This window comes from Bacillus sp. FSL K6-1284 (assembly GCF_038002625.1).
GTDB lineage: Bacteria > Bacillota > Bacilli > Bacillales > Bacillaceae > Bacillus > Bacillus paralicheniformis.
The window spans coordinates 1,347,039-1,362,981 of record NZ_JBBOCW010000001.1; the positions used below are offsets into that span (position 1 = coordinate 1,347,039).

The 15,943-nt window shown below is 47.8% G+C and carries 18 protein-coding genes and 1 riboswitch; of the genes, 12 read left to right on the forward strand and 6 right to left on the reverse strand.

All coding sequences use genetic code 11. The annotated features are described in order from the left end of the window. The first annotated feature begins 96 nt into the window (after positions 1 to 96). Positions 97 to 1,926 (forward strand): oligoendopeptidase F, encoded by a 1,830-nt coding sequence (gene pepF, locus MHB72_RS06820; protein ID WP_324250906.1) that lies wholly within the window; start codon positions 97 to 99, stop codon positions 1,924 to 1,926. 57 nt (positions 1,927 to 1,983) lie between these two features. On the opposite strand, the gene MHB72_RS06825 is transcribed toward pepF, so the two are convergent. The 5 genes from MHB72_RS06825 to MHB72_RS06845 all read right to left on the reverse strand — a co-directional run bounded on the left by MHB72_RS06825 (position 1,984) and on the right by MHB72_RS06845 (position 5,583). Continuing rightward, positions 1,984 to 2,151, reverse strand: coding sequence for a hypothetical protein (locus tag MHB72_RS06825; RefSeq protein ID WP_023856663.1), 168 nt, complete (start codon positions 2,149 to 2,151; stop codon positions 1,984 to 1,986). Positions 2,152 to 2,562: 411 nt separating this feature from the next. Then, positions 2,563 to 3,465 (reverse strand): protease adaptor protein SpxH, encoded by a 903-nt coding sequence (spxH, locus tag MHB72_RS06830; protein ID WP_003180650.1) that lies wholly within the window; start codon positions 3,463 to 3,465, stop codon positions 2,563 to 2,565. Continuing rightward, positions 3,462 to 3,860: a globin domain-containing protein gene (locus MHB72_RS06835; protein WP_003180652.1), complete on the reverse strand. Its 399-nt coding sequence runs from the start codon at positions 3,858 to 3,860 to the stop codon at positions 3,462 to 3,464. Before MHB72_RS06835 ends, spxH begins: the two co-directional genes overlap by 4 nt. 484 nt (positions 3,861 to 4,344) lie before the next feature. After that, positions 4,345 to 4,998 (reverse strand): lytic transglycosylase domain-containing protein, encoded by a 654-nt coding sequence (locus tag MHB72_RS06840; RefSeq protein WP_216920306.1) that lies wholly within the window; start codon positions 4,996 to 4,998, stop codon positions 4,345 to 4,347. Between the two features lie 12 nt (positions 4,999 to 5,010). Next, positions 5,011 to 5,583 carry a CYTH domain-containing protein gene (locus MHB72_RS06845; protein ID WP_216920307.1) on the reverse strand — a complete coding sequence of 191 codons (573 nt, stop codon included), beginning with the start codon at positions 5,581 to 5,583 and terminating at the stop codon, positions 5,011 to 5,013. Positions 5,584 to 5,713: 130 nt separating this feature from the next. Here MHB72_RS06845 and MHB72_RS06850 point away from each other — a divergent pair, with 130 nt between their 5' ends. Genes MHB72_RS06850 through MHB72_RS06865 form a run of 4 tightly spaced genes read left to right on the forward strand, consistent with a single transcriptional unit; the run spans position 5,714 to position 8,467 of the window. Continuing rightward, positions 5,714 to 6,079 (forward strand): UPF0738 family protein, encoded by a 366-nt coding sequence (locus MHB72_RS06850; protein ID WP_003180659.1) that lies wholly within the window; start codon positions 5,714 to 5,716, stop codon positions 6,077 to 6,079. A 31-nt stretch (positions 6,080 to 6,110) separates the two neighbouring features. Next, on the forward strand, positions 6,111 to 6,746 hold the full coding sequence (locus MHB72_RS06855) for a GTP pyrophosphokinase (RefSeq protein WP_003180661.1): 636 nt from the start codon (positions 6,111 to 6,113) through the stop codon (positions 6,744 to 6,746). Positions 6,747 to 6,764: 18 nt separating this feature from the next. Continuing rightward, positions 6,765 to 7,565: an NAD kinase gene (locus MHB72_RS06860; RefSeq protein ID WP_023856668.1), complete on the forward strand. Its 801-nt coding sequence runs from the start codon at positions 6,765 to 6,767 to the stop codon at positions 7,563 to 7,565. Positions 7,566 to 7,591: 26 nt separating this feature from the next. Next, a complete protein-coding gene (locus MHB72_RS06865) occupies positions 7,592 to 8,467 on the forward strand; it encodes an RluA family pseudouridine synthase (RefSeq protein WP_020450950.1) in 876 nt (291 codons plus the stop codon). Positions 8,468 to 8,483: 16 nt separating this feature from the next. Here the strand turns inward: MHB72_RS06865 and prpE are convergent, their stop codons facing one another. Then, on the reverse strand, positions 8,484 to 9,224 hold the full coding sequence (prpE, locus tag MHB72_RS06870) for a bis(5'-nucleosyl)-tetraphosphatase PrpE (protein ID WP_216920308.1): 741 nt from the start codon (positions 9,222 to 9,224) through the stop codon (positions 8,484 to 8,486). A gap of 253 nt (positions 9,225 to 9,477) precedes the next feature. Between prpE and MHB72_RS06875 the strand changes: the two genes are divergently transcribed. The 7 genes from MHB72_RS06875 (at position 9,478) to MHB72_RS06905 (ending at position 15,935) form a co-directional block, all read left to right on the forward strand. Beyond that, positions 9,478 to 11,322 (forward strand): monovalent cation:proton antiporter family protein, encoded by a 1,845-nt coding sequence (locus tag MHB72_RS06875; RefSeq protein ID WP_023856670.1) that lies wholly within the window; start codon positions 9,478 to 9,480, stop codon positions 11,320 to 11,322. A gap of 59 nt (positions 11,323 to 11,381) precedes the next feature. Further along, positions 11,382 to 11,490, forward strand: a riboswitch (TPP riboswitch). Positions 11,491 to 11,573: 83 nt separating this feature from the next. Next, positions 11,574 to 12,275 carry a thiaminase II gene (tenA, locus tag MHB72_RS06880; protein ID WP_020450953.1) on the forward strand — a complete coding sequence of 234 codons (702 nt, stop codon included), beginning with the start codon at positions 11,574 to 11,576 and terminating at the stop codon, positions 12,273 to 12,275. Then, a complete protein-coding gene (gene tenI / locus MHB72_RS06885) occupies positions 12,250 to 12,861 on the forward strand; it encodes a thiazole tautomerase TenI (RefSeq protein WP_216920309.1) in 612 nt (203 codons plus the stop codon). The genes tenA and tenI overlap by 26 nt, the downstream gene beginning before the upstream one ends. After that, on the forward strand, positions 12,845 to 13,954 hold the full coding sequence (thiO, locus tag MHB72_RS06890) for a glycine oxidase ThiO (protein WP_216920310.1): 1,110 nt from the start codon (positions 12,845 to 12,847) through the stop codon (positions 13,952 to 13,954). Before tenI ends, thiO begins: the two co-directional genes overlap by 17 nt. Beyond that, positions 13,951 to 14,154: a sulfur carrier protein ThiS gene (gene thiS, locus MHB72_RS06895; protein WP_020450956.1), complete on the forward strand. Its 204-nt coding sequence runs from the start codon at positions 13,951 to 13,953 to the stop codon at positions 14,152 to 14,154. The genes thiO and thiS overlap by 4 nt, the downstream gene beginning before the upstream one ends. Positions 14,155 to 14,160: 6 nt before the next feature. After that, positions 14,161 to 14,928 (forward strand): thiazole synthase, encoded by a 768-nt coding sequence (locus MHB72_RS06900; protein ID WP_020450957.1) that lies wholly within the window; start codon positions 14,161 to 14,163, stop codon positions 14,926 to 14,928. Next, positions 14,925 to 15,935, forward strand: a complete 1,011-nt coding sequence (locus tag MHB72_RS06905) for a thiazole biosynthesis adenylyltransferase ThiF (protein WP_020450958.1) — start codon at positions 14,925 to 14,927, stop codon at positions 15,933 to 15,935. Before MHB72_RS06900 ends, MHB72_RS06905 begins: the two co-directional genes overlap by 4 nt. Positions 15,936 to 15,943: the final 8 nt, after the last annotated feature.

The window sequence follows — 15,943 nt, forward strand, 5'->3', positions numbered from 1 at the left end:
GATTTGACAAAAGACGGTGAAAAAACAGAAGATAAACACAATACAAGTTTATTGGACAACAATGGACTTGGAGTAAAGAAAGCGAGGGGATTGACAGTGGCTGAAGAAAAAAAATCGAAGAAACTGCCTTCAAGAGAAGAGGTGAAGCAAGAAGACACGTGGAGACTTGAGGATATCTTCCCGTCAGATGATGCTTGGAGCGAGGAATTTCAAGCCGTTAAAGAACTGCTGCCCAAGCTTTCCGAATTCAAGGGCAGGCTCGGCCATTCCGCCGATGATCTATATGAAGCGCTGACTTATCAGGATAAGGTGATGGAGCGTCTCGGGAAGCTGTATACTTACGCTCACATGCGCTATGATCAGGATACTGGAAATTCTTTTTACCAAGGTCTCAATGATAAAGCGGCCAACCTCTATACCCAGGCAGCGAGCGCAACGGCCTACATGGTGCCGGAAATACTATCGATTCAGGAAGAAAAGCTTCAGCAGTTCCTTCTGGAAAAAGAGGAGTTAAAGCTTTACTCGCATGCTCTCGAAGAAATCAATAAAGAGCGTCCTCACGTACTGAGCGAGGAGGAGGAAGGGATTTTGGCCGAAGCGTCTGATGTTCTTTCATCTTCTTCCAACACGTTCGGCATGCTGAATAACGCTGATATGGAATTTCCGGAGATCACCGATGAAAATGGAGAAAAGGTACAGCTCACACACGGCAATTATGTCACCTTTTTGGAAAGCGAGAACCGCGATGTCCGCCGCGCGGCATTCAAGGCGGTTTACGAAACATACGGCCGCTTTAAAAACACGCTCGCTTCCACGCTCAGCGGAGCTGTGAAAAAAGACAACTTTTATGCGAAGGTTAAACATTATAAATCGGCGCGGGAAGCTGCTTTGTCGCGAAACAGCATTCCTGAAGAAGTCTATGACAATCTTGTCAGCACGATCAACAAGCATCTCCCGCTTCTTCACCGCTATGTTGAGCTTAGAAAAAAAGTGCTTGAGCTTGATGAGGTACACATGTATGACCTGTATACTCCGCTGGTAAAGGACTCTGGAATGAAAGTTACCTACGAGCAGGCAAAGGACTATATGCTAAAAGGTTTGACGCCTTTAGGGGAAGAATATTCATCCATCCTGAAAGAAGGCTTGAACAACCGCTGGGTCGATGTGTATGAAAACAAAGGAAAACGAAGCGGCGCTTATTCTTCAGGAACTTACGGAACAAATCCGTATATTTTGATGAACTGGCAGGACAACGTCAATAATTTGTTTACGCTCGTCCATGAATTCGGCCATTCCGTGCACAGCTACTATACGAGAAAATATCAGCCTTACCCGTACGGAAACTACAGCATTTTCGTAGCCGAAGTAGCTTCTACGACGAATGAAGCACTTTTGGGAGAATACTTGCTGAATACAATCGACGATGAAAAACAGCGGCTCTACATTTTGAATCATATGCTTGAAGGCTTCAAAGGAACGGTTTTCAGACAGACGATGTTTGCCGAATTTGAACATGAGATCCATATCAAAGCCCAGGAAGGGGAACCGCTGACACCTGAGCTGTTAACGAGCATCTACTATGATTTGAATAAGAAATATTTCGGTGACAATATTGAGATTGATAAGGAAATCGGTCTTGAGTGGTCAAGAATACCGCATTTCTATTACAATTATTATGTGTATCAGTATGCGACAGGCTTCAGTGCAGCTCAGGCACTCAGTCAGCAGATTTTAAAAGAAGGCAAATCGGCTGTTGACCGCTATATTGAGTTCTTGAAAGCGGGTAGCTCGGATTATCCGATTGAAGTGCTGAAAAAAGCCGGTGTTGATATGACCTCTTCGGAGCCGATCGAAGCTGCGTGCAAAAAGTTTGAAGAGCAGCTGAACGAAATGGAAGAACTTTTGCAAAAAGTCAATCATTCATAATAGGCGAGTATATAGAAGAGGCTGCCGGTCATACCGGCAGCCTTGTTTTCGATGAGGTCAAAAACCTTTAAATGTTTTACGGTGGTTGAGGCGGCTGAGCGTGAAAAGGATTGATATAAATAAGAGAGGGGACGTAATATAAAGGGGAAACATATTCATCAAACCTAAAATATTCAAGACGAAAAAAAATAATATTGATGCAAGTCCTAAAATGATCTGAAGCATAAAAACCCTCCTAAGGACTGATAAAATTTCACAGGGGGAGACGAGGCGCAAAAAGGCAGCAAAACCGGGCGCCAGTTCGCATAAATCGCGGTATGGCAACGTGCGGCGGGCTCGTTTTCTTTGTTACTTTGATCATATGATGGACATCTATTTTTTATGTTTTTGTGACAAAAATGTGAAAACTAATGAAATCAGTTGTCAAAACTCGACATGATTTGATATTATAAAGATGTGAAATTGATCACAAACAAACATTTACCCCTTTGTTTGACCGTGAAAAATTTCTCCCATCCCCTTTGTTGTCGTTAAGACATAATTAGAAACCGCGCTTATCCCGGCGCGGTTTCTTACTGCTTCAAAAAGGAACGTGCGTTCGTTTTAGCGCGAAAAAAAACACGGGAGAAACCCGTGCTATTTTTCGCATTGATAAAGCGGTCCGGCATCATGATGTCCGTTTATATAGCGCCAGAACATGCCGTGTTTCGCTTCCACTCTTTCGACTTTGCGGGCGAACGCGAGCTTTTTCATTTCCCGTTCCACCTCTTCCAGCGTCCAGTCGTAAACGACGGCAATTTCTTTGTCGGCTACAAATTGAAAGTATTCGATAAAAAGTTCGAGCGGAGGTGTTTGTGAAGGCTTCGGCTCATCACCGAGCATCTCAAACAATACTTCTTCGTAAATCTCGTATGAATAATTTCCGGTTACTTTTAAGCCTTCTCCTTCGCGGAGACTGTTAAAAAACGTAAGAGTCGGGACAGATGCCACTTCCATTTCGGCAGCGATTTTCAAATCGCATTGCAGGGCTTTCACGGCGCTCTGCGAATGAAGATCCCTTTTAAATTCCTCCAGATCGAGCTGTGTATGCTCTGCGATCGCCAGCAGCACCTGTTCTTCGGTGATATCCTGCCGATTGAGAAACAGGCTTTCCTGCATGCATCTCAAAAACTGCAGCCCTGCTTTTCTGCCTTGCAGTTCCGCCGCTTTCAAAGCGAGTGAAGCGAGGTATGGTGCGGAGAGCGCTTTGTCATGCAGGAGCGTCCCGTCACAAGACATGCCTGATCTGCATGCGATCTTTTCCCATGCCTCTGCGAGGCGGTGCTTTTTACGTTTCTGAACGTTCAGCGCTGTGATGCTGCATGCGGCGATGATCCGTAGTGTGAAAAAACGGCCGTAGCGGATTTTCAACTTTTTGATCGCCGGCTCCAAAGCCCAGCATTCGGGAGACAAAGGGTCGACAAACATATAAATTTCCATCGGTTTTTGCGGATGTCCATGGCAATGGGAGAAAAATTGGTCACGCTGATTTAGTGTCAATGTGAACCATCCTCCATTTTAGGCTGATTTACCATATGTCTGGCTGTCAATGTCAGCCTTTCAAAAAGAAATTCCCTTATTTCGCCCTTTAAACCGACATGATCCATTGCCTCTTTCATACACGAAAGCCATGCGTCCGCCCGTTCCGGTGTGATTGGAAACGGCAGGTGCCGCGCCCTCAGCATCGGGTGTCCGTGTTCTTCTGTATAAAGCGGCGGACCGCCTAAATATTGCGTTAAAAATTGCTTCTGTTTTCTTGCCGTTTCCGTTAAGTCGTCCGGAAAAATCGGGTAGAGCAGCGGGTGCCGCTTTACACGCTCATAAAAAGTATCAACAAGTTGCGATAGAAGCTCTTCTCCAATCGCTTCATAAGGTGCGTTAAACGATTGTCCCATGTTGACTACTCCTTTTAATATGGCTAATAGGAAAATATACCGATTCCTATTGCAAAAAAATATTTATCTTGTGCATCATTTATTATTTCACGATTGTATATACTTATTTTAGCAACCTCGTTCCATTTCTACAAACAAACCGACTTCTGCCTGCGGGCGAAAATCGCTGATTTTGTTTCAAATATCATATCATATTCGCTTCTTAAATGTGTATTTTTAATACCGGGAGGATCAAAGAGGAAGTAAATGAGGACAAAAAAAGCCGGAAAGCGTCCTTTCCGGCTCAGCGTGTCGACAAACCCTCGCATTCGTTGTCAGGCCTGCGCGTCGGTGCTCACGAATTCCAACATTCGCTCCGCTCCGATGCTCGGCCTTCCTAGACTGCAAGGGTTTTCAATCACGCTGAAAGGATGACAAAATCCCAAAACAAAAAGTCGTTTTGGGATTTTGTCAACAATCTGAGCCGGAAAGCATCCTTTCCGGCTTAAGCATAATAATTTGAGGTGATTCTTTTTACATAATTTTGCGTTTCTTTAAAAGGGGGAATGCCTCCGTATTTTTGGACATTTCCCGGTCCGGCATTGTAGGCCGCTAATGCGAGGTTCACATTCCCGCTGTATTTATCGAGCATCTGCTTTAAGTATTTTGTTCCGCCTTCTATATTTTGTACGGGGTCAAAAGCGTTATTCACGCCGAGCGCTTTCGCCGTTGACGGCATCAGCTGCATCAGGCCCATGGCGCCGGCCGGGCTGACCGCTTTTTCCTGGTAGCGCGATTCTTGCTTGACGACGGCATGAATCAGCTTCTCATCGACTCCGTATTTTTCTGCGGCGTTTTTGATGATCTGGTCAATGCTCTGATTTTGGCCGCCGAAAGAGACGGGTTTCGCTGCGGCAGATGGGACGGCCGCAATTGCCGCAGGCTTTTCGGCTGTCAGCGGCGCCTGGAGCTGAGACGCTGTCGACACGGCCGGAACAACCGCGGGCTGTGAAGACTCCAAACCGCCGACATTGCTTAAATATTGGTTTAAAATCGAGCTGAAATCAAAACCAGCATCTTCGGAACCGCTGTCTGAAGCCGAATAAAACGACCGTATCGCCTGTAGTTCCAAAAGGGCGGCCAAATGGTTAACGTTCATTGTTTTCCCACCTTATTGATCTTTAAGTTTTTGTTCATAAAATCGGACGATTTTATTTTTGGTTTCACGCTCAGGGATGCCGAACGATTTCAGCAGTTCAGAGAAATCCCGTTTTCCGCGTTCATAGTCTGTCACTTCGAATTCAACTTCAAAGTCTTCTACCATTAAGTATCGGCTGTGATCCAAAACAATTAAGCCCTGCGGCAATTTTTTTTCTGCACGGCTTGTTGCAAGCGTTCCGAAAAGGATGAGCTCGTCCGGTTGAATGCCGAGGCGCTTCAGGCGATCGTATACCGGTCCATGCGGAATCGTGAACGTTTCAAATTCGGGATTCCCGGTCAGCTCCTGGTGGGTTTCCATCAGACCTATAGGTGCCGGCTCTTTTAATGTCAGTACATATCGCTGCTGTTTTTCGCGAATTCTTAAAGCCGCTCCTTTTTCTTTTAAAGAAAAGGAGGACGTATCGTAATAATGGTTTTTTTGTATAACAAATTGCTCGGAAGTAAATTGATAATATGATTTGATTTTCTCAAATTCTTTTTTTGTCAGCATATTTTTAAATTCGATTTCAAGTTCCTGGCTCATTCTTTAATTTTTTCATCCTCTCAGCTGGTAAAATTGCATTTTCCTTATTATCTCTTGAGAAGGAACGTTTATCAATATTGAAGCTGATATGATAAAATGAATCTGTACTTTTATTGTAAAGGAGAGCATTATGCAGAACAGAATTGAGATTACAGAAGCCAATCTGCGAAACGACCGGCTGGTGTTGACCAGCGAAATCAATGACGGAGCGGAGCGGAAACCGGCCGGACGCATGCTGACAGACTCCGATCATTTTGCATTTGTATACATACTTGAACAGGACGATTCCTTTGAATACGTCATTTTAAACGAAGGCATCTGGTCCGATCTTAAAGCGGCCCTCGACGCCAATCTTCCTGTGTTTTTACATATCGGAAACACGGAGCTGGAGCTTAATGGGTTCCATGATGAGCTCGGATATTTAATAGAGAATATTAAAGATAATGCAAATTATGGCGAAGAAATGGAAGAGAGAGTGAAACGGATATTCCTCTAGAAAAAAAGGCGATGAAATTGGGGGAAGGTTTATGGACGAAAAACAATGGGAGCAATTTTTAGCGCCGTACCGGCAGGCTGTTGAAGAGCTGAAAGTGAAGCTGAAAGGGATCCGGACCCTTTACGAATACGAGGAGGAACATTCGCCGATCGAATTCGTGACAGGGCGGGTGAAGCCTGTTCCGAGTATTCTTGAGAAGGCCAAGCGGAAAAACATTCCTCTGCACAACATTGAAAGCATGCAAGATATTGCGGGGCTCAGAATCATGTGCCAATTTTTTGAGGATATTCGCATTGTCGTCGATATGCTTCTGGCGAGAAAGGACTTCACGGTCGTGGATAAGCGCGACTATATCGCGGAACATAAAGAGAGCGGCTACCGCTCCTACCACCTCGTCGTGCTGTACCCTTTGCAGACAATCAACGGGGAAAAACAGATTTTGGTTGAAATTCAAATCCGGACGCTGGCGATGAATTTTTGGGCGACAATTGAACATTCTTTAAATTATAAATACAGCGGCAACATTCCGGAAAAAGTAAAATTAAGGCTTCAAAGAGCTTCTGAAGCAGCATCAAGGCTCGATATGGAAATGTCCGAGATCAGGGGCGAGATTCAGGAGGCTCACGTGGCATTTTCACGCAAGAAAAAGGATGAGGATGACGGTTAGGGGAAAGGAGATGGAATGATGAAGTTTGCGGTATCGTCCAAAGGAAATGATGTTTCCGATTCATTAAAAAGCAAAATTCAAACATATCTGCTCGACTTCGGTCTTGAATGCGATGAAGAAGAGCCGGATATCGTCATTTCCGTCGGCGGTGACGGAACGCTTTTATACGCATTTCACAAATACAGCGGCCGCCTCGACAAAACGGCTTTTGTCGGGGTTCATACAGGACATCTCGGCTTTTATGCCGACTGGGTGCCGACCGAGATTGAAAAACTCGTGATCGCGATTGCGAAAACGCCGTATCAAATTGTTGAATATCCGGTTTTGGAAGTTATCGTCCGCTACAATGACGGCAGCGATGAAGCGAGATATTTGGCGCTGAACGAATGTACGATCAAGAGCATCGAAGGGACGCTTGTGACAGATGTCGAAATTAAAGGGGAACTTTTCGAAACGTTCCGCGGCGACGGCCTTTGCTTATCGACCCCATCGGGAAGCACAGCATATAACAAGGCGCTCGGCGGTGCGATTATTCATCCGTCCATCAGAGCGGTCCAGCTGGCTGAAATGGCGTCGATCAACAACCGGGTGTTTCGGACGGTCGGATCGCCGCTCATTCTGCCTGAGCACCACACTTGTTTAATTAAACCGATTAATGATGTGACGTTTCAAGTCGCGATTGACCATTTGACATTGCTGCATAAAGACGTCAAGTCAATTCAATGCCGCGTCGCAAACGAAAATATCAGGTTTGCCCGCTTTCGGCCGTTTCCGTTTTGGAAAAGGGTCCAGGATTCCTTTATCGGAAAAGGAGAATAGGAAGGTTTGCTGTGAGCGATTTTTTGATGAAACAGATCATAACAGAAGAGGACAGCGGGGTTCTTTTGAAAGAATACGTCCAGCGGCTGGGCATTTCAAAAAGGATGCTGACGGACATCAAATTCGGCGGCGGGGATCTTTTGGTAAACGGCGGGCATGTAACGGTCAGATACGTTCTTCAAAAAGGGGACGAGCTCGTCATACAGTTCCCTCCGGAAAAAATGAGCGAATCTTTGCGCCCGGAAGAAATCCCGCTTGATATTTTGTTCGAAGATGACCATGTCCTCGTATTAAATAAACAGCCATGCCTGTCGTCGATTCCCTCGCGCGAGCATCCATCAGGCAGCTTGGCGAACGGTCTGATTCATTATTACCAGCGGACGGGCGTCCGCGCGACCGTTCACCTGGTGAGCAGGCTTGACCGCGACACATCGGGTGTCATGCTTGTAGCCAAGCACCGCTTCGCCCACTCGCTTTTATCGGGACTGCAAAAAAAGGGAGCCGTCAAACGGCAATATCGGGCGGTCGTCCACGGTTTGATCGCAGAAGAGCAGGGAACGATCGATGCGCCAATCGGCAGAAAATCATCGAGCATCATCGAGCGTGCGGTGATCCCCGACGGGCAAAAAGCGGTGACGCATTTTTGGGTGAACAGGCGCTTCAGCGGTATGACGGATGTCTCCATCCGTCTGGAAACCGGGAGAACCCATCAGATCCGAGTTCACATGAGTCATATCGGATATCCTTTGTGCGGTGATACGCTGTACGGAGGAACCCGCGGCTTCATCAATCGGCAGGCGCTCCACAGTGAGACGCTGACGTTTTTTCATCCCTTCACAATGGAAGAGCTGACGTTTCAAGCGCCGGTTCCGCATGATATGAGTCAGTTGATAGAGAGCTGAATTAAGCTCTCTTTTTTTATGGCTCCATACGGAATCTTGACTCATCATAAGGCAATGAAGAGGGGACAGATTCGGTTGTCAGTTCGGGGTATCTGAAAGCGGTCAGCCTGTTGCCGAATACACAACCGGTATCGATATTGATCGTATGATGTATCATTCGCGGACGTTTGACAGGAGTGTGGCCGTATACCACCCACGGATCGCCTTTGTAATGAGCGGCCCAGTCCCGCCTGACCGGCCGTCCGTCAGGCAGCGTTTCTCCTGTAATATCTCCGTATAGCACAAACTGTTTTACTTTTCCGACAGGCTTTTTGCCGATGTCTTCCGCTTTGATGCCGGCATGTGCGACGACAAGTTCGCCGTTATGGAGGATCTCATAAAGCGAGGCGTTTTCATAAAGGCGCATGAAAAGGTCTCTGATATCCTTCTGTTTATGTTTCGGAAGGTTTCTGTATTCGGCCGCCGTCGTCTCCAGCCCGTGCTGCAGCTTCACCGGATTGCCTTTGAAAAAACGGTACAGCTTATTGCAGTGATTGCCGGGCACATATCGCACAGCTCCTTCTTCAACGGCCCGTCCTACAAAATCAACGACCTCCAGCGATTTTGGCCCTCTGTCTGTTAAATCCCCGAGAAAGACAAGTGTTCTGTTTTCCGGATGAACGGGAAACCTCGATGACAGCGAGTAACCGAGCTTTTCAATCAGCGCAATCATTTCGTCATAGCACCCGTGAATATCGCCAATTACATCATATTTCATGCGTTTTCTGCCTCCTGTCTGCGTATGTATATACATTGCCCAGATAAAGCTTCAGCGACTTTCGTCGGAGAAAATCAGGCAAATTACTTTTTTTTCTGAGCGAGCATTGTTAAAATCGATTTTTACACCTGTGAGAAAAGAGTTCAGACGGTTCTTTTCCCACATGAAAATGTCTAAAAAGATGTCCCTTTTATTTTTAAAAAAGGGAACGCTAATCATACCCGGAAACCGGTTTTAGAGGAGGTACCAGTTTATGGAGCACACATCTGTCTCATCTTTAGTTGTCGTACTGATTATCGCATTTTTAACGCCCATCCTGCTGCACCGTTTCAGGTTAAGCATACCGGTGGTTGTCGCTGAAATTATCATGGGTCTTATTATCGGAAAAAGCGGGTTCGATCTGGTCGCCCAGCACGATACATGGCTCGAAACTTTATCGATGCTCGGATTTATCTTTTTAATGTTTTTAAGCGGGCTTGAAATCGATTTTTCCGCATTTGAAAAAGGAAAGAAAAAGCAGCTGCTTCCAAGCGGAAAGGAAGCGCCGAATACATTTAAAACGGCTTCGGTCATCTTTATTGCCGTCTTTATTTTATCGCTCGGCCTTTCTTACAGCTTTGTCATGGCAGGATTTATTGACAACGCCTTTTTAATGACGCTGATCATTTCGACAATTTCGCTCGGGGTTGTCGTTCCGACGCTGAAAGAAGAGCGTCTCATGAAGACGAATATCGGCCAGATTATTTTGCTTGTCGCCGTCATTGCCGATCTTGTCACGATGATTCTGCTTGCAGTGTTCGCCTCAATCTACGGGGACGAAAACAGCAATATGTGGCTGCTGATGATCTTATTTGCCGCCGGCGTCGTTTTATACCTGTTCGGAAGGGTATTTAAAAAGCGGCCTTTTGTCGAAGTGCTGTCAAAAGGAACGATCCAGATCGGCACAAGGGCGATATTTACGCTGATCATCGTACTTGTGGCGCTGTCCGAGTCGCTCGGTGCAGAAAACATACTTGGCGCGTTTTTGGCCGGGGTGCTTGTTTCGCTGCTTTCGCCGAACAAGGAGCTCGTTCAGCAGCTCGATTCATTCGGATACGGATTCCTCATCCCGATCTTCTTTGTGATGACAGGCGTCAAATTGGACATTTGGTCGCTGTTTGGCAATCCGAAAATTTTAGTGATGATCCCGCTTCTGTTTGTGGCTCTGTTAATCAGCAAAGTCGTTCCGGTGCTGTTTTTGAAAAAGTGGTATGACATGAAAACCGTGCTGGCTTCCGGTTTTCTCCTGACTTCCACGCTTTCTTTGGTGATCGCGGCGACAACGATCGGCGAGCGCATCGGCGTCATTGACGCGCAGATGTCCGGCGCGCTGATTCTGGTCGCTGTCATTACATGCATCATCACACCGACCGGCTTTAAAAAATTAATGCCGAAAACGGAAAGCGAAAAAGAGAAAAAGACGATCACCTTTATCGGCGCAAATCAAATGACGCTGCCAGTCACGCTCGAACTTTCTCCGGAAGATTATCACGTCAGAATCCTGCATGTCCGGCAGGAAAAAAAGGAAGAAAATCTGGCGGACCCGGTGTTTGATGTTGAAGTTTTGCCTGATTATGAATACGAGACGCTTCAATCATTCGGCGTTTTCCAAACGGATATACTCGTCGTGGCCACTGGCAGCGAAGAGCGCAATACAGGGATCGCGCTTTTTGCGAAGGAGCAGAAAGTCGCGAGAATTATCGCAAGCGCAGATTCTCCAGACGCCGAATCCAGACTGAAAGATAACGGAATTGATACATTCTCCATTCTGCTTTCTACAAAAACGCTGCTGCGCGCGCTTATCGAGGCGCCTGGCGTTATGAAACTCCTGACGAACCAGGATGCGTCGCTGTATCAGATCAATATGAGCAATGAGCGATTTGACGGTGTTCTGTTAAGGGAGTTTCCGTTTACGGGAGATGTTATCTTCGTCCGAATTTTCCGCGGGGTGGACAGCATCGTGCCCCACGGGGATACAAGGCTGCAATTGGGTGACAGGCTGATCGCCACCGGTTCGCGCGAATATATTGCGGAATTGAGAAAAACGCTTGGAGACTGATGCTTGACCATTTTGCAATTCGTGATAAGATAAAAGTATAAACTGAATGAACAAGAAATGTTTTCCACTAGGGGAGTCCTTGATAAGGGCTGAGATAAAAGTGTGACTTTTAGACCCTCATAACCTGAACAGGTTCAAACCTGCGTAGGGAAGTGGCACGGTATTTGAGTATGTATTTATGCAAATTCCAAACCACTTTCCTTGCGGGAAAGTGGTTTTTTTATGTTCAGAATCGAAGGAGGAGCCTCGAAATGAAGTTTTCAGAAGAATGCCGAAACAGCGCTGCAAAATGGTGGGAAGGCAGTTTTGTCCATCCGTTTATTCAAGGGATTGGAGACGGTACACTTCCGGTTGATCGATTTAAATACTATGTCATGCAGGATTCCTACTATTTGACCCACTTTGCCAAAGTCCAATCCTTTGGTGCGGCATATGCTCGCGATTTATATACGACAAGCCGGATGGCTGAACACGCGAAAGGCACATATGAAGCCGAGATGTCGCTCCATAGGAAATTCACCGATCTATTGGGAATCACAAAGGAAGAACTGGAGTCGTTTCAGCCGTCGCCGACAGCGTATGCGTACACATCGCATATGTACCGTTCTGTCGTGAGCGGCAGTTTTGCGGAAATACTGGCCGCTTTGCTTCCTTGCTATTGGCTCTATTATGACGTCGGTGAGACGTTAAAAACGTGCAGGCCTGACAGCGCGATTTATCAGGAATGGATAGCGACATACGGAGGCGACTGGTTTAAAGAACTTGTGACAGAACAGATCAACCGCTTCGATGAGCTGGCTGAAAACGCCGATGAGAAAACGCGCGCGAAGATGAAGGAGAACTTCGTCATCTCCAGCTTCTACGAATACAGCTTCTGGGATATGGCCTACCAAAAAGAAAGCTGGTCAAAAAGCGGGGTGGATCAGCTTGCATCTGCACGCGATCACCGATGACAAGCACTCTGTGGAAGAGCTTGCTGCAAAAATCATCTCGATTCAAAATGCCGTTGACTTTATCCATATCAGGGAAAGATCAAAAAAAGTAAGTGAAATATCAAGTTTAATCAACCACCTTGCCGAAGAAGGGGTTGATAAGCGGAAACTGATCATCAACGACAGGGTGGATATCGCTTTGTTTCATCACATTCACCGGGTTCAACTGCCTTCACACGGCTTTTCCGTCAAAAGTGTGAGGAGCCGTTTTCCGCATTTGAAAATCGGAAAGTCCGTCCATTCGCCAGAAGAAGCGGTTCAGGCTGAAACTGAAGGTGCAGATTACGTGCTGTTCGGCCACATTTTTGAAACGGACTGTAAAAAGGGCCGGAAAGGAAGAGGGGCTCTCAGTCTGGCTGAAGTGAAGGCGGCTGTCCGCATTCCGGTCATTGCGATCGGGGGTATTACCGAACAACGACTGGCGGAAGTCAAAATGGCAGACGGCATCGCCGTGATGTCGGGGATCTTTTCCCATGACAGACCGGATGAGGCGGCCGCGCGGCTTGCCTGTCTCGCGAAGGGAGATTCATATGAGAAAGCGCTATGATACGATCGTGATCGGCGGAGGCATCATCGGGACATCCATCGCTTACCATCTTGCGAAAGCGGGGAAAAAAACGGCCGTGTTTGAAAGCGGAGAAGTCGGCAAAAAAGCGACGAGCGCGGCGGCGGGCATGCTCGGCGCCCATGCGGAATGCGATAAACCCGGTACCTTTTTCGAATTTGCCAGAGCCAGCCAAAAAGCCTATCAGCGGCTGACGGGCGAATTGAAAGACATAAGCGGCATCGATATCAGAAAGCATGACGGAGGGATATTAAAGCTGGCATTTTCAGAAAGCGACCGCGAACACCTGATGCAAATGGCTGCACTGGATTCAGTGGAATGGCTTGAAGCCGCTGAAGTATATGAGCTGGAACCGCATGCCGGAAAAGGGATTCTCGGCGCTAATTTCATTCGGGACGACATCCATGTCGAACCGGCCGCAGTGTGCAGGGCATTTGCCAGGGGGGCCCGGATTCTCGGTGCAGATGTCTTCGAGTTTACCCCCGTTTTATCGATCGAATCTGAAGCGGGGGCTGTCCGCGTCACTGCTGCTTCATGCACCGCGGAGGCGGAGCACGTTGTCATTGCAAGCGGTGTGTGGAGCGGTGCTTTCTTTAAACAGATCGGCATAGACAAAAGCTTTTATCCTGTCAAAGGGGAGTGCCTGTCTGTGTGGAATGACGGCATCCCTTTGACGAGGACGCTTTACCATGATCATTGCTACATCGTTCCGCGCCATAGCGGAAAGCTTGTCGTCGGCGCGACAATGAAGCCCGGGGATTGGAATGAACAGCCGGAACTTGGCGGAATCGAGGAGTTGATCCGAAAGGCCAAGTCGATGCTCCCTGACATTGAATCCATGAACATCGACCAATGCTGGGCCGGATTGCGCCCGGAAACAGGGGATGGCAATCCATATATCGGCAGACACCCTGAAAATGACCGGATATTGTTTGCTGCCGGACATTTCAGAAACGGCATCCTCCTGGCACCTGCAACCGGTGAGATGATAGCTGACATGATCCTCGGCAATCCGGTCAAAACAGAGTGGGCCGAGGCGTTTAAAGCGGAGCGAAAGGAGGCTGTGCACAGGTGAACATTCAGCTCAACGGCCGGAAAATAGAGTGGAGAGATGACGGCGGCACGATTTACGATTTGCTCGCATCCTACAGTTTGGAAAATCGTGTTGTCGTTGTTGAAAGAAACAGGCAGATTATCGGAAAAGACCAATATCAAACAGTCAAACTGGAAGAACACGATGTCATCGAAATCGTTCATTTTGTCGGAGGGGGATAAACCGTTATGTTAAAAATCGCAGATCGTCAATTCTCATCGAGATTATTGCTCGGCACAGGGAAGTATCCGTCATTTGAAATTCAAAAAGAGGCTGTCAGTGCATCTGAATCGGAGATCCTGACCTTTGCCGTCAGACGGATGAATATTTTTGAAGAGTCTCAGCCTAATTTTTTGGAGCAGCTTGATTTAAGCCGTTATACGCTTTTGCCGAATACGGCCGGAGCAAAAACGGCTGAGGAAGCCGTCCGGATCGCCAAGCTTGCTAAAGCGAGCGGTCTTTGCGACATGATCAAAGTCGAAGTGATCGGATGTGACCGTTCGCTTCTGCCTGACCCGGTAGAAACGCTGAAGGCGTCAGAAGCCTTGCTTGAAGAAGGCTTCATTGTGCTGCCGTATACATCGGACGATGTCGTCCTTGCGAGAAAGCTTGAAGAGCTCGGCGTACACGCCATTATGCCCGGGGCCTCTCCAATCGGTTCGGGACAGGGAATCGTCAATCCGCTTAACCTGTCGTTCATCATTGAACAGGCTAAGGTTCCCGTAATCGTGGATGCCGGAATCGGTTCTCCGAAAGATGCGGCATACGCAATGGAACTCGGCGCTGACGGAGTGCTTTTGAACACGGCAGTGAGCGGGGCGAAAGATCCGGTCCAAATGGCGAAGGCTATGAAGCTCGCCGTTGAAGCGGGCAGACTCGGATACCTTGCCGGACGAATTCCGGAAAAGAACTACGGCATCGCCAGCAGTCCTGAAGAAGGGAAGTTGACGATTTGACCGGCAGGTATTCAAGACAGGAGCTTTTTCACCCGATCGGACCGGACGGCCAGGAAAAATTAAGTCGCGCCCGTGTCCTGGTGATCGGTGCGGGGGCATTGGGTGCGGCCAGCGCAGAAATGCTGGTGAGGGCCGGAGTCGGTTCGCTGACGATTGCCGACAGGGATTATGTGGAATGGAGCAATCTCCAGCGCCAGCAGCTCTATACGGAACAGGATGTGGTTGATCATATGCCAAAGGCAGCCGCTGCCGAAAAAAGGCTGCGCCTGATCAACAGCTCTGTTCAAGTGACCGGCATTGTAGCAGATGTTACCGCGGAAAAAGCGCTCGAGCTTGCGGAGAAAGCGTCCCTGATCGTCGATGCGACCGATAATTTTGAAACGCGGCTGATCATGAACGATGCGGCGGTCAAGTTAGGCATCCCTTTTCTGTACGGCGCGTGTGTCGCAAGCTATGGCATCACATATACCGTCATTCCGGGGAAAACGCCGTGCCTTCACTGTCTTTTGGGGCATTTGCCCGCGAATACCATGACGTGCGACACAGCAGGGGTGATCGGTCCGGTTGTTCAGCAGGTTGCCGCTTACCAGGTAACAGATGCCCTGAAGCTGCTGACCGGGCATGAACCGTCAGGAATGCTTCGCTCATTTGATATTTGGACAAATGAGCGCTCTGAAGTCCGGGCTGACGCGCTTAAACATGGCTCGTGTCCGACGTGCGGAAAAGGCGAGTTTCCGTTTCTTTCAGCTGAAAACGAAACAAAAGCAGCCGTTCTTTGCGGCAGACAAACGGTTCAGATCAGGCCGGCCGCGGAACAGCCGCCGGAGCTGGAGCCGCTTGCCGCCAGATTAAAAAAAGCCGGTTTGGATGTGACGGGAAATCCTTATTTATTATCTTGCCGTACGGAGGATTTTAAGTTCGTGATTTTTCGGGACGGACGCGCTTTGATTCACGGAACGAACGATATCAATCGCGCGAAAACGATATATCACAGGTGGATTGGCTAAAGGCCGAA